This window comes from Neorhizobium galegae, from assembly GCF_017877055.1.
GTDB classification, from domain to species: domain Bacteria; phylum Pseudomonadota; class Alphaproteobacteria; order Rhizobiales; family Rhizobiaceae; genus Neorhizobium; species Neorhizobium galegae_D.
Genome location: NZ_JAGIPG010000006.1, coordinates 178,496 through 199,646, shown reverse-complemented (window position 1 = coordinate 199,646; position 21,151 = coordinate 178,496). Strand labels below are relative to the sequence as shown.

The window sequence follows — 21,151 nt, the reverse complement described above, 5'->3', positions numbered from 1 at the left end:
TTCTGAAGAACGAAAGTCGTCGTCGCCAGCAGCGCCGCCGCCCTCGTTCAGTGAGCGGGTTATAGAAGGAACCCCTCTTTCAAGTCAACAGGGATTTTCAAAAAACTGTCATTTTTCTCGTGACCCGCCGAAAACAGCCAGTTTCCGACCAGAAAATGAGCAGCGATTAACGAAGGGGCAGCGTAAACGCCGATAAAAACCGATTTTACGCGGAGATTTCCCCTTGTTAGGGTGAAAGCAGTTTCTGGTGGCTGGAGTGTGACATGCTGGTATTGAATGAAGCGCAGACCAGGGATGCGCTGCCCTTTGCGGAACTCATCGCGGCGATTGAAGTGATGTTCAGGAGCGCGTGCGTCATGCCGGTCCGCCATCATCATGAGATGGAGGTGCCGGGTGAGGCAAATGCGGTCATGCTGCTGATGCCCGCCTGGGTGCCGGGCGACCATATCGGCGTCAAGATCCTCAACCTGTTTCCGGACAATCATCTGCGGTCGCTTTCCACGATCTTCGGCAGCTATCTTCTGTCGTCGGGCAAGACCGGCGAGATGCTGGCGATCGTCGAGGGCGGAGAACTGACCGCGCGGCGTACCGCCGCGACCTCGGCGCTCGCCGCCCGATACCTTGCTCGCGAGGATGCGCAGGCCATGCTGATGGTCGGAACCGGCCGGCTTTCGCTCAACCTGATGCAGGCCCATGCGATCACACGGCCGCTCAAGCATTTCCGCGTCTGGGGGCGCAATATAGAGAAGGCCGAAGAGACTGCGCGCGAGGCAAGAACACTCGGGCTCGATGCGGTGGCGGTCGAAGACCTCGCCCTCGCGGCCGGACAGGCGGACATCATTTCCTGCGCGACGCTGTCGAGCGAACCGCTGATCCGCGGCGAATGGCTGAAGCCGGGCGCGCATCTGGACCTCGTCGGCGCCTTCAAGCCGAGCATGCGCGAGAGCGACGACGAGGCGGTGCGGCGCGCGTCTGTCTTCGTCGATACGCGCGCCGGCGCCATGAAGGAAGGAGGCGACATCGTTCTGCCGCTTGCAAGCGGCGCGCTGTCGAAGGAGGGGATCAAGGCGGAACTCGCCGAGCTCGCGCATGGCAAACATCCCGGCCGCACGAGCGCGGACGAGATCACGCTCTTCAAGTCGGTGGGCGCAGCGCTCGAGGATCTTGCCGGAGCGATCCTCGCCTATCGTCATGTCAGCGGACAGGTTTCGCATTGATGGCCTCAGCGCATGAGGCAGGTCCGATCACGAAGAACCTGCCAAGGCTTCCCGTCACCGAGGTTCTCGGCGATATCATGCAGGCGCTCGCCGATGGCACGCGCGCCGTGCTTTCCGCGCCGCCGGGCGCCGGCAAGACGACGCTTGTGCCGCTCGCGCTGCTCGACCAGGCGTGGTGCACCGGAAAGATCATCCTGCTCGAACCGCGGCGGCTAGCGGCCCGCGCAGCCGCGTCCCGCATGGCGTCGCTGCTCGGTGAGCAGGTGGGCGAGAGGGTCGGTTACCGGATGCGGCTCGACAACAAGGTCTCGGCGAAGACCCGTATCGAAGTGGTGACCGAGGGCGTTTTCGCCCGGATGATTCTTGACGATCCGGAGCTGGACGGCGTCTCGGCAGTGATCTTCGACGAGTTCCACGAGCGGTCGCTCGACGCGGATTTCGGTCTGGCGCTGGCGCTCGATGTGCAGTCGGCACTGCGCGACGACGTGAGGATCCTCGTCATGTCGGCGACATTGGATGTGGAGCGCGTCGCGGGACTGCTCGGCGAGCCGCCGGTCATCAAGAGCGAAGGCCGGACATTCCCGATCGATATCCAGCATCGCGACCGGGCACCAAACGAGCGGATCGAAGATGCGATGACGCGGGCGATCGTCGAGGCGCATTCGAACGACACCGGTTCGATCCTCGCTTTCCTGCCGGGCCAGGCGGAAATCCTGCGCACTGCCGAGCGGCTAGCGGGCCGATTCGGGCCGGAGACCGTGGTGGTGCCGCTCTACGGCAATCTTTCCCAGAAGGAACAGGACCTGGCGATCCGGCCGGCGCCTGCGGGTCAGCGCAAGATCGTGCTGGCCACGTCGATCGCCGAAACCTCGATCACCATAGATGGAGTGAGGATCGTCATCGACAGCGGGCAACAGCGCCTGCCGGTGTTCGAGCCCTCGACCGGGATCACCCGGCTGGAGACGGTGCGGGTTTCCCGCGCCTCGGCCGATCAGCGGGCGGGCCGTGCCGGTCGTACCGAGCCGGGCATCGCGATGCGCCTCTGGCATCCGGGTCAGACGGCAGCGCTGCAGGCGTTCACGCCGCCGCAGATTCTTGCGAGCGACCTTTCCGGCCTGGTTCTCGATCTGGCCCATTGGGGCGTCCAGGACCCGAAGGGGCTTGCCTTTCTCGATCCGCCTCCCGGGCCGGCCTTCAACGAGGCAAAGGGGCTGCTGGGCCAGCTCGACGCACTCGATCCCCAGGGCGCGCTGACGGAAAAGGGCCGGCTGATGCGGGAACTGGCGCTTCCGCCCAGGTTGTCGGCCATGGCGATCTCGGCGGCGGAAGAGGGTTTCGGCAGGCAGGCAAGCCTGCTTGCGGTGCTCCTGACCGAGCAGGGGCTCGGTGGCAGCGACATCGATCTCGACGAGCGGCTGCGGCGGTTCCGCAATGAGCGCGGTGACAGGGCCGACGCTGCAAGGAAGCTTGCAGACAGGATCGCGTCGAACCTGCCGAAGAGATCGCAATCGACCGGGACCGTCCCGGCAGGGCGCCTGCTTCTGCATGCCTATCCGGACCGGATCGCGCTCCAGCGCGGCGGGCGCGGGCGGTTCGTGATGGCGAACGGGCGCGGCGCGGAATTGCAGGAGACCGAGCGGCTGGCGGCAGCGCAGATGCTGGTCATCGCCGACCTCACCGGGCGGGCGGCGCAGGCACGCATTCTCGCTGCCGCGGAAATCAGCCGCGCGGATGTGGAAGCGGAGCTTTCCGGCGCGATTCGCGAGAGCGACGAATGTTTCTTCGACCGGGCGAGCCGGCAGGTGCGGGCCCGCAAGGTGACGCGGCTCGGCGCCATCATCTTCGAGGAAAGGCCGCTGCCCCGGCCGAGCGGCGAACGGGCGGCGCAGGCGCTTGCGGATGGCGTGCGGGAACTAGGGCTTCAGGTCCTGCCGTTCTCCAAGGAAGGCGCGCAATTGCGCGACCGGATCGGCTTCCTGAACCGGTCGATCGGCGCACCCTGGCCGGATATGAGCGACGAGGCGTTGCTCGCGCGGCTCGACGACTGGTTCGTTCCGTTCCAGGGCAGTGCATCGGGCATCGATTCCATCCATCCCGGCAGTCTTTCGGAAGGGCTGCGATCGCTCATCCCGCACGAGGTTTCCCAGGATCTCAACAAGCTCGCGCCGACGCATTTCGAGGCGCCGACGGGCGAGCGGCATCCGATCCGCTACGACGGGGAGGAGCCGGTCCTGGCGATCCGGGTGCAGGAACTGTTCGGGCTGAAGAAACATCCGGCGATTGCCGGCGGAAAGCTGCCGCTGCTGCTCGAGCTCAACTCGCCGGCGCATCGGCCGATCCAGACGACACGGGACTTGCCCGGTTTCTGGGCCGGTTCATGGAAGGATGTGCGGGCCGAAATGCGCGGCCGCTATCCCAAACATCCCTGGCCGGAGGACCCGGCCGGAGCTCTTCCGACGACACGTGCCAAACCGCGCGGGACGTGACAGAATGCCGCCTGCGACCTGAAGCCGGGCCGGTTTATGAAGGCGGCTCGGGTCACTTGGGTAAGGCAGGGTAAAGAGCAGACGGTGAGCGTAGACAGTCCTTCAGTGCGTTTTGCGCAATTCGGCCCCTCCAGCCGGCGGATCCGGCTTCAGACGCTGGTGCGGCTGCGCTGGCTCGCGGTCGCCGGTCAGACGATCACCGTGGTCATCGTCGGGCTGCTGTTGCAGTTTCCGTTGCCTCTTCAGGAAGCAGCCATTCTGGTTGGCGCGCTTGCGGTCGCAAATCTTGTGCTGTCGGCCTGGTTTCCGCCGACCCACCGGCTTGGCCCGAAATCGGCGCTGGCGCTGCTCGGTTTCGACCTCTTGCAGATGGCCGCGCTGCTGTTCATCACCGGCGGCCTTGCCAATCCCTTTGCGCCACTGATCTGCGTTCCGGTCATCATCGCCTTCGCTTCTCAGCCGTTGCGCCATTCGCTTGTCCTGATCGTTTTTGCACTGACCTGCACCACGGTACTTGCCTTTTCGCCCTACGCGGTGCCCTGGTACGAAGGCGAACCACTCCGGATCCAGCCAGTCATGCAGCTCGGCGTCTGGTGTTCGATCGCCTCGATGATGATGTTTGCGGCCTTCTATGCCTATCGCGTCAGCCACGAGGCGACGCTGCTCGCCGATGCGCTGGCGGCGACCGAACTGGTGCTGGAGCGGGAAAAACATCTTTCGCAGCTCGACGGGCTGGCCGCCGCCGCCGCCCATGAGCTGGGCACCCCGCTTGCAACCATCAGCGTCGTCGCCAAGGAGATGGAGCGCGAGCTCGGTCCCGACGATCGATTCCGCGAGGATGTGCTGCTGCTGCGAAGCCAGAGCGAGCGCTGCCGCGACATTCTTCGCCGGCTCACCTCGCTTTCCGCGGAAAGCGAGGAACATATGCGCCGGCTGCCGCTTTCCTCCCTGGTGGAAGAGGTGGTGGCGCCGCATCGACAATTCGGCATCGAGATCGAACTCATCGAGAAGAACGACCGAACCAACGAACCGGTCGGCAACCGCAATGCCGGCATTATATATGGGCTCGGCAACCTGATCGAAAACGCGGTCGATTACGCCAGGAGCAAGGTGATCGTCACGGTGGAGCACAATGCCGATCGGGTGGCGATCACCATCGAGGACGACGGCCAGGGTTACGCGCCGGATATTCTTTCGCGGATCGGCGAACCCTATATGACGAAGAGACCCCGGGAAGACGAACGGGCCGGTGGACTTGGCCTTGGCCTTTTCATCGCCAAGACGCTGCTCGAACGGTCCGGCGCCTCGATCCGCTTCGGCAACCGCGACAGCGGCGAACCGGGCGCCCGCATTCATATTGAATGGCCGCGCTCGGTGATGGAAGCGCAGGACTTGAAGTGAGCCGGTTGGCCGGCCGATGATAATGAGAAGGCAAGCGGGCCTTTTAAAACCCGCGGAGAAAAAAGAGATGGAAACACACCCGGAACCGACCAAGGTTCATGCCGACCCCGAACTGGGGCCCGACCCGTCGCTGCTGATCGTCGATGACGACGGCCCGTTCCTGCGGCGGCTGGCCCGCGCGATGGAAACCCGCGGCTTCCTGGTCGACACGGCGGAGTCCGTCGCGGAAGGCATCGCCAAGACGAAGGCCCGGCCGCCGAAATATGCGGTGGTGGACCTGCGCCTCGGCGACGGCAACGGGCTTGATGTGATCGAGGCGATCCGCCAGAGCCGCGAGGATACCAAGGTGATCGTGCTGACCGGCTACGGCAATATTGCCACCGCGGTCACGGCCGTGAAGCTCGGTGCGCTTGACTATCTCGCCAAGCCCGCCGATGCCGACGACATATTCGGCGCTCTGACGCAGCGGCCGGGCGAGCGGGCGGACGTGCCGGAAAACCCGATGTCTGCGGATCGCGTGCGCTGGGAACATATCCAGCGGGTCTACGAGATGTGCGAACGCAACGTGTCCGAGACGGCCCGCCGGCTCAACATGCATCGCCGCACGCTTCAGCGCATCCTCGCCAAGCGCGCGCCGAAATAGTCACAGTTCGTCGAAACTCTTGCCGGTCGCCCATTCCGCCAGCATCAGGCGCTGGGCGGCGGCACGCGAGAAGTTCAGCGTCATCGCCTTGCGGGTGGCGGGCGGCAACCTGTGTTCCGGCGCGTCGCGCAGCAGATGCCCGCCATAACCGTCCGAGAGGAAGAGGCCGCAATCCTCCGGGAAGATGTCGAGCGGCACATCCTTGTGCGTGGCGAAAAACAGGCGATCGCAATAGTAGCGATATTCCGGCCATTTGCGGTCGACGCGAAAATCCTCGATCGAGGTCTTGATCTCGACGATCCAGATCTCGCCCTTTTCCGAAATGGTCACCAGGTCGGCGCGCCTTCCGCTCGACAGCACGAGTTCCGGCAATATCGCATGCCGCATGTCGTGCAGCAGGATCTGGACGCCCTTGCGCACCAGCATGGCGCGAGCCGACTGGCGGCCATCTATTAATGGATTATTACTGGCGAGGTTGAGTATAGTCATAGAATCCCGAAAAACCGCTTCCATGATGTTGCAAAAACGCCATGGCCTTTTTCAATCATGCGCCGGCTCCGTTTTGATGCACTGCAGCGCTTGCCAAGCGTAGTGTAATCGAAAATAACCCGTCATCAAAGGTGGGCCAGACACCCGTCTAAATCGATTCGTTTATCCAAGAGATCTCCATGCGCTTTCGCACTAGCATGCTCGCACTCGGCTTGTTGGCAACTGCTGCCTTGGCCGGTTGCGCCTCCACGGTTCCCGGCGGCGGCACCCAGGTCGCCACGACTTCCTACACCGAACAGATCTTCGCCGACTCCTATGGCTCGGTGAGAGACGCCGGCTATACGCTTCCGGCGATCCCGATCAACAAGGTGGACAAGCAGTACGTCCGCCAGATCGTCAGCTATCAGACCAGCGAAAAGCCGGGCACGATCGTCGTCAACACGCGCGAGCGCCATCTTTACTACATCCTGCCGAACGGCAAGGCCATGCGCTACGGCATCGGCGTCGGCAAGCAGGGTTTTGCCTGGTCCGGCACGGCTTACGTCGCCTGGAAACAGGAATGGCCGACCTGGCATCCGCCGAAGGAAATGGCAGGTCGTCGTCCCGACGTTGCCAAATACGTCGAAGACGGCATGGGCCCCGGCCTCAACAACCCGCTCGGTGCGCGCGCCATGTACCTCTTCAACGAAAAGGGCCAGGATACGCTCTTCCGCCTGCACGGCACGCCGGAATGGAACTCGATCGGCACCGCCGCTTCGTCGGGCTGCATCCGCCTGATCAACCAGGACGTCATCGACCTCTACAGCCGCGTCCGTCCGGGCCGCGAAACCAAGGTCGTCGTGATCCAATAATCGCGAAATTCGACGGGAATACGAAAAGGCCGCCTGGAGAACTCTCCGGCGGCCTTTTATTTTATCAAGAGCTCATGGCAGATGCTCGGGACAAGCCCGAGCATGGCGAGGAGTGGTTAGACGGGCCATTCTCGAAAGCGGAACCTCAGCCAGCCAGACGCTGAATTGCGATAATCAGCCCGCGAGCTTGGCTTTCAGTTCCAGGCGGCGGCGATGCAGCACCGGCTCGGTATAACCGTTCGGCTGCTCGCGGCCCTTCAGGACCAGATCGAGCGCCGCCTGGAAGGCGACGGAACCGTCGAAATCCTTGGCCATCGGCACGTAGAGCGGATCGCCGGCATTCTGGCCGTCGACGACGCCCGCCATGCGCTTCATCGTCTCGACGATCTGCTCTTCGCTGGTGAGCTTGTGATAAAGCCAGTTCGCCATGTGCTGGGCGGAGATGCGCAAGGTCGCGCGGTCTTCCATCAGGCCGACATTGTTGATGTCCGGCACCTTGGAGCAGCCGACGCCCTGGTCGATCCAGCGGACGACGTAACCGAGGATACCCTGCGCGTTGTTGTCGAGCTCGCGCTGGATCTCCTCCGGCGTCCAGTTCGGCCGCACGGCGACCGGCACCGAGAGGATATCCGACAGTTTTGCGCGGGTGCGGCTCTTCAGGCCGGCCTGTACGGCGGCAACGTCGACCTTGTGATAGTGGGTGGCGTGCAGCGTGGCCGCCGTCGGCGACGGAACCCAGGCTGTGTTGGCGCCGGCCTTCGGATGGGCGATCTTCTGGTCCAGCATCGCCGCCATCATGTCCGGCATGGCCCACATGCCCTTGCCGATCTGCGCATGGCCCGACAGGCCGCATTCGAGGCCGATATCGACGTTCCAGTTTTCGTAGGCCGCAATCCAGGCCGCCTGCTTCATGTCGCCCTTGCGGATCATCGGGCCGGCTTCCATGGAGGTGTGGATCTCGTCGCCGGTGCGGTCGAGGAAGCCGGTATTAATGAACACGACACGCTCGCGCGCCTCACGGATGCAGGCCTTGAGGTTGATCGTGGTGCGACGCTCCTCGTCCATGATACCCATCTTCATGGAGTTGGTCGGCAGGCCGAGCGCCTGTTCGACACGGCTGAAGATTTCGCAGGCGAAGGCGACTTCTTCCGGCCCGTGCATCTTCGGCTTCACCACATACATGGAGCCGGCATGGGAATTCTGGCGGCGGCCGTTCGGGCCGATGTCGTGGATGGCAATCAGCGCCGTCACCATCGCATCCATGATGCCTTCCGGCACTTCCCGACCCTCGTTGTCCAGCACCGCCGGATTGGTCATCAGGTGGCCGACATTGCGGATCAGCATCAGCGAGCGGCGCCTGACCGTGACGTCGCCGCCGGCAGGCGCCGTGAAAACTGTATCCGGGTTGAGCTTGCGGATGAACGACCTGCCGTCCTTCGAAACCTCTTCCTGGAGGTCGCCGTTCATCAGGCCGAGCCAGTTGCGGTAGACGACGACCTTGTCCTCGGCATCAACGGCTGCGATCGAATCCTCGCAGTCCATGATCGCGGTGATCGCCGATTCCAGCCAGACATCCGAAATATGGGCCGGATCGTTCTTGCCGATCGCCGTCGTCGCGTCGATCAGGATTTCGATATGCAGGCCGTTCTTCTTCAGTAGCAGGTGGGTCGGCTGCGCCGGCTCGCCGAGAAAGCCGGCAAACTGGGCCGGATCGGCGAGATCGACCGTCTTGCCGTCCTGGGCTGCAGCCGTCAGCTTGCCACCCGCGACGACAAAGGAGGTGACGTCGGTCCAGCTTGCACCGGAAAGCGGCACCGACTGGTCGAGGAAGTCGCGCGCCCAGGCAATGACCCTAGCGCCGCGGACCGGATTGTAGCCCTTGCCCTTTTCGGCGCCGTCGGTTTCCGGAATGGCGTCGGTGCCGTAAAGTGCATCGTAAAGCGAACCCCAGCGCGCATTGGCGGCATTCAGCGCATAGCGAGCATTCATGACGGGTACGACCAATTGCGGCCCGGCGATCGCAGCGATTTCCGGATCGACCCTATCGGTCGATACCGTGAAATCCGGACCTTCCGGCAACAGGTAACCGATGTCGCGCAGGAAGGCTTCATAGACCGCCAGACCGCTCGGCGCACCGTTCCTGCGATACCAGTCGTCGAGCTTTGCCTGGAAGGCGTCGCGCTTGGCGAGCAGATCGCGGTTTTTCGGCGCGAGGTCATGGACGATCTTCGAAAACTCGGAGAAGAACCGGTCGGCATCGACACCGGTCGCCGGCAGCGCTTCCTTCACCAGGAAGTCGTGGAGCTTTTCGTCGATTGCGAGACCATTTTTTTCGATACGAGCCATCGGTTCCTCCGAATTTTTCACGTCGCCGACTGTCTTTGTTAGCGAGCAAAATTGCAATTGCACGAATATTGAATGACTTATGCCGTAGCGGAAATAATCTCGGCAGTGAGCAGCTATTTCCGGCCCGGATCAGGGGAATGCCGCTCCCAATAAGGTGTCGGCCCATAGAGTTCTGCCAGATATTCAATGAACACCCGGACCTTGGAGGGAAGATGTTGTCGGCTCGGATAGACCGCGGAGACCGAGACATTCTTGGAGCCCTCGTATCCGGGCATTACACTCACCAAGCGCCCGTCCTTGAGCTCGTTGCCGATATCCCACGTCGATCGCAAGGCAATACCGAGCCCGGCGATCACCGCTTCGCGGATGACCTCGCTCGAATTGGTGTTCAGTCTTCCAGCCGGTCGGTAGACCAGTGGGCCTTTAGGCCCTTCGAGCCTCCAGGGTTCGCCATTATGGGCCGTCAAGCAATGATGAGTCGCCAGTTCCTCGATGCTGGTCGGCGCACCATGCCGTTCGACATAGGAGGGCGAGGCACAGAGGATGCGGCGGACCTGAACGAGCTTGCGGGCGACAAGGCTCGAATCCTTCAATTCCGATATGCGGATCGCCACGTCGAAACCCTGGGCGATGATATCCGTGAACTCGTCCGAAAGGATCAGGTCTATGGACAGATGCGGGTTTGCCTGCATGAATGCCGGCAGATGAGGCGCGATGTGCATTCGCCCGAAAGAGGTCGGCGCTGAGATGCGAAGGTTGCCGGCGATCTCGGTCGATCGGCCGGAGACGAATTGCGCGGCATCCTCGATCCCAATCAGGACATTGGCGATCTTGTCGTAAAAGCCCTTGCCGGCATCGGTCATCCCTACCTGGCGGGTGGTGCGCTGCAGGAGGCGGGTCCCCAGCTGCTCCTCCAGCCGCTTGATACGCTTCGAAACCACCGCCGGGGAAATGCCAAGGCTTTTTGCCGCCATCGACATGCTGCCGCTGGCCGCCACTTTGACGAAGATTTCCAGATCGGCAAGATTGGTGATCACTGTAATTTTTTCCCAGTTGGAATAAATCCCAGCCTGTTTACGCCCTTTTGAACAGTCCTTAAAGGTGGCCCGAACCGCGCGTCGAGGAACACGGGCTGGTTACGCCGCCTGGAAAACGGCGATCCTCGGCCGACCGACAGCAACGGCGGTGATCCGGGCCTCGACGAATTTGCGGGCGCCTTCGATTTCCGGCGCATCCAGTTCTTCCGAGACCGTCACGATCGCGTCCCTGGCGCCATCCGCATTCGCCTGAGCGAGCGCGGCGGTGATCGCCCGCTCGCGGGCGATGGTCAGCGCTTCCGTTTCGCCGACGACCGAAATCCGCTCGCCCGCTCCGGACCCAATAAATCGGCCGTCTTCCGGGGAAGTGACGACAACGGTGACGCTGGCCCGAACCTGGCCGACCACGGCGCCCACCGCATTTGCGACGTCGGCATCGGCCGGAATGACAGACTGCGCGCCTAGCATATCCGCGACCGCCGGATAATAGACGGGTGCCGAGGCGCCGAGCCCGATCAGCGGGCGATCCAACGCAACGGAAAACCGGGCGATGCCGGGCACCCGTTTCAGGGCCCGATCGACGGCCAGCGAAACCGCGGGATCGATGGCTTCGGCACCGTCTTCGGCGAGACAGGCGGCGAGCACGGCCTCGGACGACTGGCGCGTCAGCCGGCTCACGATCTTCTGAGCTAGGTCTTCCGGGGAAGCGGCGATCTCGCGCCCCGCGCCGTCCTTGCGCCGGGCGGCGAGCTCCAGTCCAAGCCTCGCAGCCTCCCAGCGCCATTGGCTCTGGCGGCCGAGCACGTGCAGCGCATCGGAAGGAGTGATGCCGCAGAGATGCACCAGCCCTCTTCCGACCAGTCGGTCGAGAACCGCCCTTTGCGAATTCATCGTCAGGAGCTTGTTGAGCGAAACCGGCACGCTAGAGATGCGGGCAAAAAGCGCCTGCTCCGGCGGCTGCAGGCCATGGGCCATGACATCCGGCACGCCGGTTCGCACCGCAAAGCGGCCGTCATGCCGTCCGGCATGGCCGGCGCGCAGCTGCCCTTCCAGCATCGACAAAATGATCTCCCCATGCGCCACCGCCGCAAGGCTCAGCGGCAGAAGCCGGCGCGGACCGAGCGTGAGACGGGTTTCGAGGCCGCGGTCGTCGATATGGACCTCGGAATCGCCGCCGAGCCCGTAGGTGCGCAGCGCCACGGCCTCCACCATCGTGCGGTGGCCGCCGACAACGGCGCCTTCTTCCGCCAGTTTTGGCCGCCCGCCATCGAGAACCGCGACATCCGTGGTGGTGCCGCCAATATCGGACACCACCGCCTGGTCGAGCCCGGTCAGGAAATGCGCGCCAACGAGGCTCGCCGCAGGACCGGAGAGGATGGTTTCGATCGGCCGCAATCGCGCCTCAGCGGCCGAGATCAGGGCACCATCGCCGCGCACCACCATCATCGGCGCCGTAATGCCGCGCGTGGCCAGGAAGCCCTCGCAGGAACCCACCAACCGGTCAATGATCGACACCAGCCGGGCATTCAGCAGCGTCGTCAAGGCACGGCGAGGACCGCCGAGTTTCGACGAAAGTTCATGGCTGCAGGTGACGGGCAGATGCGAAAGCGCGCGAATACGGTCCCTCACCCGGATTTCATGAGCCGGATTCCGGACAGCGAAATAACCGGCAACCGCAAAGGACGAGACCGTTCCAGCGAGCGCGGGCATGGCCGTTTCCAAGGCCGCCATGTCGAGCGGCGTCTCGTTGCCATGCACGTCATGGCCTCCCGGCAGGAAGACCACCGGATCATTTCCCAGCGCCTCCGCTAACCCGCCGCGGGTGAGATCCTCCGGGACAAAACCGACCATGATCAAGGCCGCACGACCGCCCTGCCCCTCGACCAGCGCGTTGGTGGCAAGCGTGGTCGAGAGCGAAACGAGGCCGATCACCGCGGCGGAAACGCCACTTTTCTCCAGCACCGCGTCGACGGCACCAGCAATACCCACCGCCAGATCATGCCGCGTCGTCAGCGATTTCGCCTTGGCGACGACGCCTTCGCCCTCCCGGAACAGCACGGCATCCGTATAGGTGCCACCGGTATCAATCCCGAGAAGGAGAGGGCCGGGAAGAGAGGAAAAAGCCACGCGAAAATCCTGAAGATCGGTCCATGGGATCTATAGCGATCAATAGCGTATGGCGGGCCAAGGTCAATTCGCCAGCGGAGACCTCCCATGTCGCGGAGTGACCCGCATCAGCAGACCCTCGCGCGGCTGGGTGGTCAGCTTCTGGACCGGCCAGACCTTGGTCTCCGGCGTAACGTCGAAACGATAGCGGTTCATCAGCACGGCAAGCGCGATCACCGCTTCCTGCAGGGCGAAGGTGGCGCCGATGCAGGTGCGCGGGCCGGCGCCGAAAGGCAGATACTGGAAGCGGTTCAGCTTGCCGCGGTTTTCGGGCAGAAAACGCTCGGGCATGAAGGCGCGTGGCTTTTCCCAATAAAGTTCGTGTCGGTGCAGCGTCCAGGGCATGACCAGCACGGTCACGCCGGCGTCGATCCTGACCGTCTTGCCTTCCGGGCTCGTCCAGCTGTCGTCGCTGATCGCTTCGCGGTTGATCGACGGTGCCGGCGGATAGAGCCGCAATGCTTCCTCGAACGACGCCCGCACCCAGGGCATCAGCTCCAGCCATTCGACCGGATCGGCGCCGGTTGCCAGAACGCGGTCGATCTCTTCTTCCATGTTCTGCCGCACCGGCGGCGACTCCGCGACGCAATAGAGCGTCCAGGCCAGCGCCCGGGCCGTCGTCTCGTGCCCCGCGCCGATGAAGGTGAGTATATTGTCCTCGATCTCGCCCATGGTCAGCCCGTCGGGACCGGCCAGCTGAAGCAACAGCGTCAGGAAGTCCTGCGGCACATCGCCCGGATGTTTGCGCATCCGCTCCTGCCGCATGACCATGGTTTCGGCAACCACGCGACGGAACTTGTCGAGGATCCGCCTGCCGCCGATGCGGGTGACGCGCGGCACCCAGGGCGGGGCGCGCAGCATGTCCATCGGGTCGATCCGGCCCATGCGATGCAGGAGCTGGTCGACATCGTCGGCAACGGTCTCCTTGTTCCCGGCAATCTCGCCGGAAAACAAGGTTTCGGCGAGGATGGCATAGGTCAGTTCCGTCATGTCGACGGAAATATCGCGAACCGAGCCTTCGGCCCCGGCCCCGGCATATTTCTTTGAGAACTCCTCGGTCTGGCTCAGCATCTGGCCGGCAAAACCGCGGGAATGCCTTGGCGTGAAAACCGGCGCCATCGCCTTGCGGCAGCGTTTCCAGACTTCGCCTTCCGCCGTCAGCAAGCCGTCCCGGAGGATTGGGCGAAGGACGAGCTGGCGGATCTCCGACATCTCGTAATTGCCGACGTTATCCACCAGGACATGCCGGATAAGACCCGGATGATTGACGATCAGCGTCCGTTCCTTGAAGAACTTCGTCTCGAACCAGGGCAGCGTGTAGGAAACCTTGCCCCAGAGCTCCAGCGGATTGCGCAGCGCAGTCCAGATGACCTCGATCGGGTTCAGCAGCCGATCTCGAAGCGGAGGCGCCGGCGGAACGAAGGGTTCGGGGCGGATGTCCATGGACAGCCCTCCTCAGGGGTTTCCTATGGAGGGAATATCAGCCGTCAGAGGAGGGATTTCAACTCGGCGAGCTTGTCGTTGACCAGCCAGCCGTAATAATTTTCCTCCGGCAGGCCGCCACGGGCGGCAAGCGCTGCGGCGCGCTGCGCCGAACCACCGGTATTGTAGAGCGTCGCGGTAATGCCGGGATTGCGGGAAATATCCATGCCGGCGATCGTTTTGTAGTCGTCGATCGAGCGGCGGATATTGGCGGCCATATAGGCGAGCGACTTGTCCGGGTCCATGATCGCGTCATAGACCGCGGCGGCCTTGTTCTCGTCGAGCTTCGGATAACCGGAGGTTCTGGCCACCATGTCCGACAGCATCAGCGCCGTCAGCGGATTGACCTGGCCGAGGCCAAAAGTCTGGCCGGCATAGAAGGGCTGGAAGAAGACCGCGCTGAAGCGGTTGTCCGGAAACGACGTGCCGCCGACCGAACGGCCGCGAAAACTCTTTTCCCAGACACCTTCCCGGCAGGTCCAGAGCTTGTAGGAATCGGCGGAATCGCCGCATCTGCTGAATTCCGGCCGGTCGAGAAACTGCTGGATGGTTTCGTCGCCGTAGCCGAAACGGAAACTGTTGCCGGCATAGGCGGCAGCCTTGACGTAATAGGTCTGCAGCCGGTCATAGGCGTCGACATTATAGGTATGCTCGCCGACGATCGCGCCGATCATGTGGATCGGATCGATACCGTAATCGGCGGCCGTCGACCTGATCTTGGCGACCAGCTTCCTGTCGGACGCAAGCAAGTCCCGGATCTTCTCGTATTTATCGTCGAAGGTCGTGCGGCCCGCCCGGGTGCGGCGCACGGAAGCGCCGGGGATCTTCGGCTGTTCCGCGTGACGGTTTCCCTCGGGAACCATCGTGAGGCCGCCTGCGAACGCGGAAGAGGCCGCGGACGTTGCGACGACGAGGATCAATGCCAGAAGGATGCGTTTCAAGTTTTGCGTGTCCCAGGACTTCGACTATGCCGATCTCCGGCACCGGATGCTTAAAGCCATTCCAGACCGACTCACTCAAGCGCCGGACATTTCCATGAAAACGCGCTTCCCTTACGCGAGGCGCAAGGACCGTGTCGAGACGCGGGCGTTCAAAATCCCGTCAGTGCCCGCAAATGAGCAGCCGGACGTTGCCCGGCTGCCACGATTGCCCGCTCAGAGAATGTAGCGCGACAGATCCGTGTCGGCGGCGAGATCGCCGACATGTTTCTTGACGTATTCCGCGTCGATCATCACGGTCGTGCCGCCCTGATCCGGGGCGTTGAACGAGATCTCGTCGAGCACCCGTTCCATCACGGTCTGCAGCCGGCGGGCACCGATATTCTCGACCGAAGAGTTGAGGTGCACGGCGACATCCGCCAGCGCGTCGATCGCGTCCTCGGTAAAGTCGAGCGTCAGCTCTTCCGTCTCCATCAGCGCCTTGTACTGGCGGATGAGGCTTGCTTCCGTCTCCGTCAGGATGCGCCGGAAATCCTCCTTGGTGAGCGGCCTCAGCTCGACGCGGATCGGCAGGCGGCCCTGGAGTTCCGGCAGCAAATCCGACGGCTTGGAGACGTGGAAGGCGCCCGAGGCGATGAACAGGATGTGATCGGTCTTCACCGGCCCGTATTTGGTCGAGACGGTCGTGCCTTCGACGAGCGGCAGCAGGTCGCGCTGCACGCCTTCGCGGGAAACGCCGGCGCCGAGCCCACCATCACGGGCGGCGATCTTGTCGATCTCGTCGAGGAAGACGATGCCGTCGTTTTCGACCGAGCGGACGGCCTCGCGCTGGATGACTTCGTTGTCGATCAGCTTGTCGGATTCGTCGCGGATCAGCTCGCCATAGGATTTCTTGACGGTGGTGCGGACCTTCTTGGTGCGGCCGCCCATCGCCTTGCCGAACATTTCCGACAGGTTCAGCACGCCGATATTGGCACCCGGCATGCCGGGGATCTCGAAGCCGGGCATGCCAGAGCCGCTGTCGGCAACCTCGATGTCGATTTCCTTGTCATCCATTTCGCCGTTGCGGAGTTTCTTGCGGAAGCTTTCGCGGGTGGCGGGCGATGCGGTCGCACCGACCAGCGCATCGAGCACGCGTTCCTCGGCGCTCATGTGGGCCTTGGCCTGCACGTCTGCACGCATCTTGTCGCGCACGAGGCCGATGCCGATCTCGACGAGATCGCGGATGATCTGCTCGACGTCGCGGCCGACATAACCGACTTCGGTGAACTTGGTCGCTTCGACCTTGATGAAGGGCGCGCCGGCGAGTTTCGCCAGGCGCCGGGAGATTTCCGTCTTGCCGACGCCGGTCGGGCCGATCATCAGGATGTTCTTCGGCATCACTTCGTCGCGCAGGCTCTCGTCGAGCTGGTGGCGGCGCCAGCGATTGCGGAGCGCAATCGCCACCGCGCGCTTGGCGTCGTGCTGGCCGATGATGTGCCGATCCAGCTCGGAGACGATTTCCCGGGGTGAAAAGTTACTCATGTCAAATCCGTTCTTCTGGTGCGTCCAGCGCCATGAAATGGGCCGGACCGTATATGGATGTCCTGGTATCAACGTAACGAAAGCCGGCCTTTTCGTAGGCCCGGATCGCCTGCGTGTTGTCCGGATCCGGATCGATGACGATCCTTTTCGCGCCGTTTTCGAAAAGTTCAGCGACCAGCTGGCGGATGATCGCGCTGCCATGGCCGATGCCGACCAGCTCAGGATCGCCGATCGAGATATCGATGCCAAGCGTGCCCTTCGGCTGATCCCGATAAGGATGATCCTCTTCGAGATGCGGATCGTAATACTGGAGATAGGCGATCGGCCTGCCGTCCAGTTCCGCGATCATCGGTCGGGTTTCGATGCTCATCATCGACTGTTCGATGCTGGCCAGTTCCTCATCGATCCCGCCCCACCATTTCGCGATATGCGGCTCGGCGAGCCACGTCGCCAGAAGAGGAAAATCCTCTGCCGCGACGTCACGAAACGAGTAGCGGGGCGCGCCGTCAGCCATCGGCGTCCAGCGATTCGATGACCAGGTTGTGGTTGGTGTAGACGCAGATATCGGCAGCGATATCGAGTGCTTTGCGGGCGATCTCCTCGGCCGACTTGTCCGTATCCATCATCGCGCGGGCAGCGGCATAGGCATAGTTGCCGCCGGAGCCGATCGCGATCGCTCCGTGCTCCGGTTCAAGCACGTCGCCATTGCCGGTGATCGCCAGCGTCGTCGACTTGTCGGCGACCAGCATCATCGCTTCGAGATTGCGCAGGTATTTGTCCGTGCGCCAGTCCTTGGCGAGTTCGACGGCGGCGCGCATCAGCTGGCCCGGATATTGTTCCAGCTTCTTTTCAAGCCGGTCGAGCAGCGTGAACGCGTCGGCGGTCGCGCCGGCGAAACCGGCGATCACTTCGCCCTTGCCGATGCGGCGCACCTTGCGGGCGTTGCCCTTCATCACGGTCTGGCCGAGGCTCACCTGGCCGTCGCCTGCCATGATGACCTTGCCGCCTTTCCGTACAGTAATAATCGTTGTCATAAGGCACCTGTTGGCCCGTCTTCCGGGCTTTCGTTTATGGGCATTTCGGCCCCGTTGAGCATTTATGTAAGTCGGTCGAGGGCGAATGCAATCTCATGACGCGATGCCGCGGCGACACCCTGCCGTGCTGGCCTGCTTTTGCTGGATATTTGCCGTCCTGCCTGATAAGGAGCGCAGATCGACCGCATGGAGCAGACCCAGATGGGTGAGACCACAACCGCACGCGTGGGCAACATCGTCCGCAAAACCAACGAAACCTCCGTTTCCGTTTCCGTCAATCTCGACGGCACGGGCGCGGCCAAGATTTCGACGGGCGTCGGCTTCTTCGACCATATGCTGGACCAGCTCTCGCGACATTCGCTGATCGACATGGATATCGAGGTTCAGGGCGACCTGCATATCGACGACCACCATACGGTGGAGGATACCGGCATCGCGATCGGCCAGGCGATCTCCAAGGCGCTCGGCGACCGCCGCGGCATCACCCGCTATGCCTCGCTCGATCTTGCCATGGACGAAACGATGACCAAGGCGGCCATCGACGTGTCCGGCCGGCCGTTCCTGGTCTGGAACGTCGCGTTCAGCGCCCCGAAGATCGGCACGTTCGATACGGAACTGGTGCGGGAATTTTTCCAGGCGCTTGCCCAGAACGCCGGCATCACGCTGCATGTGCTGAACCATTACGGCGCCAATAACCATCATATCGCCGAGACCTGCTTCAAAGCCGTGGCGCGGACACTTCGCGCCGCCATTGAAATCGACCCGCGGCAGGCCAATCGCGTTCCCTCCACGAAGGGAATGCTGGTCTGACTGCTTGAGGAGACGATCCTTGAGAAGCTACCTCGTTCTGACACCGCCCACCGACCCGCGAAGCGGATCCGACAGGGATCACCAGTCGACTCTCGTCCTGCGGGACGGGTTTTCCTGGCTTGCGCTGTTGTTTCCGTGGATCTGGCTGTTCTGGCATGGGCTGTGGATCGCCGGCATCGTCATTCTGCTCGCCGAGATCGGCAGCGGCATCCTCATACAGATTCCGGGCTTGTGGACCGCCGGGCTGCTGTTCGGCGTCGCCATCAGCCTGCTCATCGCGCTCGAGGGCCGACATTATCGCTCCGAAGCGCTGATCCGTCGCGGCTGGACACTGGAAACGGTGATCTCCGCTCCCGATCTGCACACGGCCGAGGAGATCTATTTCTCCGGCCTGCCGCAGCCGGAACAACAACCGATGCCGGTCTCGGCCGAGTGGGCAAAGCAGGCAAAGCCGCCCGCCGCCGGATGGCAGGCCCCTAACATGGGCCTTTTCGAACATGGAGGACGCTGATGCGCGTCGCAATCATCGACTACGGGTCCGGCAACCTGCGTTCCGCGACCAAGGCCTTTGAACGAGCCGCCCGGGAAGCCGGCATCAACGCCGTGATCGACCTCACCGACAAGGCGGAAGCGGTCGCCACCGCCGACCGTATCGTGCTGCCAGGCGTCGGCGCCTATGCGGATTGCCGCGCCGGTCTCGATGCCGTGCCGGGCATGCGCCAGGCGATCCTCGATGTGGTCGAGCACAAGGGCCGTCCCTTCCTCGGCATCTGCGTCGGCATGCAGCTGATGTCGTCGCGCGGGCTTGAAAAGACCATCACGCCGGGATTCGGCTGGATCGAAGGCGACGTCGTCGAGATGAGCCCAAGCGATCCCCATCTCAAAATCCCGCAGATCGGCTGGAACACGCTCGATATTCATCACCCGCATCCGCTGTTGGACGGCATTCCGACCGGGCCGGACGGCCTGCACGCCTATTTCGTGCATTCCTACCATCTGGCCGCAAAGCACCGCAGCGACGTGATCGCGACTACCGAATACGGCGGGTCGATGACGGCGTTCGTCGGCCGCGACAACGTGGCGGGCTCTCAGTTTCACCCCGAGAAAAGCCAGACATTGGGACTCGCCCTCATCTCCAATTTCCTGCGCTGGAAGCCCTGAGCTCGCGCGGACCATCAAGGACCAGAAAGACATGATCCTCTTTCCTGCAATCGACCTGAAGGACGGTCAGTGCGTGCGCCTCAAGCTCGGCGACATGGACCAGGCCACCGTCTACAATCCCGACCCGGCGGCCCAGGCCAAGGCTTTCGAGGACCAGGGCTTCGAGTGGCTGCACGTGGTTGACCTCAACGGTGCCTTCGCGGGTGAAAGCGTCAACGGCGCCGCCGTCGATGCGATCCTGAAGGCCACGAAGAACCCGGTGCAGCTCGGCGGCGGCATCCGCACTCTCGACCATATCGAAAACTGGCTGGCGCGCGGGCTTGCCCGCGTCATCCTGGGCACGGTCGCGGTGCGCGATCCGGCTCTGGTCATCGAGGCCTGCAGGCAGTTTCCCGGCAAGGTCGCCGTCGGCATCGACGCCAAGGGCGGCAAGGTCGCCGTCGAAGGCTGGGCGGAAGCGTCCGAGCTCGGCGTCATCGAACTGGCGAAGAAATTCGAGGGCGCCGGCGTTTCGGCGATCATCTATACCGACATCGACCGCGACGGTATTCTCGCCGGCATCAACTGGGCGTCGACGCTGGAACTCGCCAATGCCGTCTCCATCCCGGTCATAGCGTCCGGCGGGCTTGCCTCGATCGACGATATCAGTCGCATGCTGGAGCCGGATGCGGCTCGCCTCGAAGGCGCGATTTCCGGCCGCGCGCTTTATGACGGCCGCATCGATCCCAGGCAAGCGCTGGACCTGATCCGCTCCAGACAAGGACGTGCCGCATGACCCTCAAAGCCCGTGTCATCCCCTGCCTGGACGTGAAGGACGGCCGCGTCGTCAAGGGCGTCAATTTCGTCGACCTCATCGATGCCGGCGATCCGGTCGAAGCGGCCAAGGCCTATGACGCCGCCGGTGCCGACGAGCTCTGCTTCCTCGACATCACCGCCTCCTCCGACAATCGCGATACGATCTTCGACGTCGTCGCCCGCACGGCCGAACACTGCTTCATGCCGCTCACCGTCGGCGGCGGCGTGCGTGCCGTGGCGGACATCCGCAAGCTGCTGCTGGCCGGTGCCGACAAGGTCGCGATCAACTCGGCGGCGGTCGCCAATCCGGATTTCGTGGCGGAGGCCGCCGACAAGTTCGGCAACCAGTGCATCGTCGTATCGATCGACGCCAAGAAGGTGTCAGGCGCCGGCGAGGCGGACCGCTGGGAGATATTCACCCATGGCGGCCGCAACCCGACCGGCATCAACGCGCTGGAATTTGCAATCGGCATGGTCGAGCGGGGCGCCGGCGAACTGCTCGTCACCTCCATGGACCGGGACGGCACCAAGAGCGGCTACGATCTGGAGCTGACGCGCATGATTGCCGACAGCGTCCGCGCCCCGGTCATCGCGTCGGGCGGCGTCGGAAATCTGGACGACATGGTCGCCGGCATCAAACAGGGCCATGCGACCGCGGTTCTCGCCGCGTCGATTTTCCACTTCGGGACCTATACGGTCGGCCAGGCGAAGCATTATATGGCAGATCATGGGATTGCCATGCGGCTCGATTGAGCCATCGGGAAGAATGTT

Annotated in this window: 20 protein-coding genes; 11 read left to right on the top strand and 9 right to left on the bottom strand. The window is 63.2% G+C overall.

What is annotated here, in order from left to right:
• The 5 genes from J2857_RS29150 to J2857_RS29130 form a co-directional block, all read left to right on the top strand.
• Positions 1 to 196: hypothetical protein (locus J2857_RS29150; protein WP_210013554.1), on the top strand; the 196-nt coding region annotated here is incomplete at its 5' end.
• A gap of 67 nt (positions 197 to 263) precedes the next feature.
• Entirely contained in the window at positions 264 to 1,217 is a 954-nt protein-coding gene (locus tag J2857_RS29145) for an ornithine cyclodeaminase family protein (protein WP_210013553.1), read from the top strand.
• The gene (gene hrpB / locus J2857_RS29140) at positions 1,217 to 3,703 is read left to right on the top strand and encodes an ATP-dependent helicase HrpB (protein WP_210013552.1); all 2,487 of its coding nucleotides are present in this window, start codon (positions 1,217 to 1,219) and stop codon (positions 3,701 to 3,703) included. Before J2857_RS29145 ends, hrpB begins: the two co-directional genes overlap by 1 nt.
• A gap of 36 nt (positions 3,704 to 3,739) precedes the next feature.
• The gene (locus J2857_RS29135) at positions 3,740 to 5,104 is read left to right on the top strand and encodes an ActS/PrrB/RegB family redox-sensitive histidine kinase (RefSeq protein WP_210013551.1); all 1,365 of its coding nucleotides are present in this window, start codon (positions 3,740 to 3,742) and stop codon (positions 5,102 to 5,104) included.
• Positions 5,105 to 5,171: 67 nt separating this feature from the next.
• Positions 5,172 to 5,747 (top strand): ActR/PrrA/RegA family redox response regulator transcription factor, encoded by a 576-nt coding sequence (locus J2857_RS29130; RefSeq protein ID WP_038591703.1) that lies wholly within the window; start codon positions 5,172 to 5,174, stop codon positions 5,745 to 5,747.
• On the opposite strand, the gene J2857_RS29125 is transcribed toward J2857_RS29130, so the two are convergent.
• Positions 5,748 to 6,236 (bottom strand): MmcB family DNA repair protein, encoded by a 489-nt coding sequence (locus J2857_RS29125; protein ID WP_210013550.1) that lies wholly within the window; start codon positions 6,234 to 6,236, stop codon positions 5,748 to 5,750. It lies immediately after the preceding gene.
• A gap of 179 nt (positions 6,237 to 6,415) precedes the next feature.
• Here J2857_RS29125 and J2857_RS29120 point away from each other — a divergent pair, with 179 nt between their 5' ends.
• The gene (locus tag J2857_RS29120; RefSeq protein WP_210013549.1) at positions 6,416 to 7,087 is read left to right on the top strand and encodes a L,D-transpeptidase; all 672 of its coding nucleotides are present in this window, start codon (positions 6,416 to 6,418) and stop codon (positions 7,085 to 7,087) included.
• Positions 7,088 to 7,261: 174 nt separating this feature from the next.
• On the opposite strand, the gene J2857_RS29115 is transcribed toward J2857_RS29120, so the two are convergent.
• The 8 genes from J2857_RS29115 to hslV all read right to left on the bottom strand — a co-directional run bounded on the left by J2857_RS29115 (position 7,262) and on the right by hslV (position 17,614).
• A complete protein-coding gene (locus tag J2857_RS29115) occupies positions 7,262 to 9,433 on the bottom strand; it encodes a malate synthase G (protein ID WP_210013548.1) in 2,172 nt (723 codons plus the stop codon).
• Between the two features lie 113 nt (positions 9,434 to 9,546).
• Complete coding sequence (locus J2857_RS29110) at positions 9,547 to 10,467, bottom strand: LysR family transcriptional regulator (protein WP_210013568.1); 921 nt, start codon at positions 10,465 to 10,467, stop codon at positions 9,547 to 9,549.
• A 102-nt stretch (positions 10,468 to 10,569) separates the two neighbouring features.
• Positions 10,570 to 12,597 (bottom strand): hydantoinase/oxoprolinase N-terminal domain-containing protein, encoded by a 2,028-nt coding sequence (locus J2857_RS29105; protein WP_210013547.1) that lies wholly within the window; start codon positions 12,595 to 12,597, stop codon positions 10,570 to 10,572.
• 63 nt (positions 12,598 to 12,660) lie between these two features.
• Positions 12,661 to 14,079, bottom strand: a complete 1,419-nt coding sequence (locus J2857_RS29100; RefSeq protein ID WP_210013546.1) for a cytochrome P450 — start codon at positions 14,077 to 14,079, stop codon at positions 12,661 to 12,663.
• A gap of 44 nt (positions 14,080 to 14,123) precedes the next feature.
• A complete protein-coding gene (locus J2857_RS29095; protein ID WP_210013545.1) occupies positions 14,124 to 15,059 on the bottom strand; it encodes a DUF1402 family protein in 936 nt (311 codons plus the stop codon).
• A gap of 213 nt (positions 15,060 to 15,272) precedes the next feature.
• A complete protein-coding gene (gene hslU / locus J2857_RS29090; RefSeq protein WP_210013544.1) occupies positions 15,273 to 16,580 on the bottom strand; it encodes an ATP-dependent protease ATPase subunit HslU in 1,308 nt (435 codons plus the stop codon).
• A gap of 1 nt (position 16,581) precedes the next feature.
• Complete coding sequence (locus J2857_RS29085) at positions 16,582 to 17,094, bottom strand: GNAT family N-acetyltransferase (protein WP_210013543.1); 513 nt, start codon at positions 17,092 to 17,094, stop codon at positions 16,582 to 16,584.
• Complete coding sequence (gene hslV / locus J2857_RS29080) at positions 17,087 to 17,614, bottom strand: ATP-dependent protease subunit HslV (RefSeq protein ID WP_210013542.1); 528 nt, start codon at positions 17,612 to 17,614, stop codon at positions 17,087 to 17,089. Before hslV ends, J2857_RS29085 begins: the two co-directional genes overlap by 8 nt.
• A 201-nt stretch (positions 17,615 to 17,815) precedes the next feature.
• Between hslV and hisB the strand changes: the two genes are divergently transcribed.
• The 5 genes from hisB to hisF are packed head-to-tail and all read left to right on the top strand — an operon-like array spanning position 17,816 to position 21,133.
• Positions 17,816 to 18,424, top strand: coding sequence for an imidazoleglycerol-phosphate dehydratase HisB (gene hisB / locus J2857_RS29075; protein WP_210013541.1), 609 nt, complete (start codon positions 17,816 to 17,818; stop codon positions 18,422 to 18,424).
• 19 nt (positions 18,425 to 18,443) lie between these two features.
• Positions 18,444 to 18,935: a DUF2628 domain-containing protein gene (locus tag J2857_RS29070; RefSeq protein ID WP_210013540.1), complete on the top strand. Its 492-nt coding sequence runs from the start codon at positions 18,444 to 18,446 to the stop codon at positions 18,933 to 18,935.
• On the top strand, positions 18,935 to 19,585 hold the full coding sequence (gene hisH, locus J2857_RS29065) for an imidazole glycerol phosphate synthase subunit HisH (protein WP_210013539.1): 651 nt from the start codon (positions 18,935 to 18,937) through the stop codon (positions 19,583 to 19,585). The genes J2857_RS29070 and hisH overlap by 1 nt, the downstream gene beginning before the upstream one ends.
• A gap of 31 nt (positions 19,586 to 19,616) precedes the next feature.
• Complete coding sequence (hisA, locus tag J2857_RS29060) at positions 19,617 to 20,360, top strand: 1-(5-phosphoribosyl)-5-[(5-phosphoribosylamino)methylideneamino]imidazole-4-carboxamide isomerase (RefSeq protein ID WP_210013538.1); 744 nt, start codon at positions 19,617 to 19,619, stop codon at positions 20,358 to 20,360.
• The gene (gene hisF, locus J2857_RS29055; protein WP_210013537.1) at positions 20,357 to 21,133 is read left to right on the top strand and encodes an imidazole glycerol phosphate synthase subunit HisF; all 777 of its coding nucleotides are present in this window, start codon (positions 20,357 to 20,359) and stop codon (positions 21,131 to 21,133) included. The genes hisA and hisF overlap by 4 nt, the downstream gene beginning before the upstream one ends.
• The last annotated feature ends 18 nt before the right edge of the window (positions 21,134 to 21,151 follow it).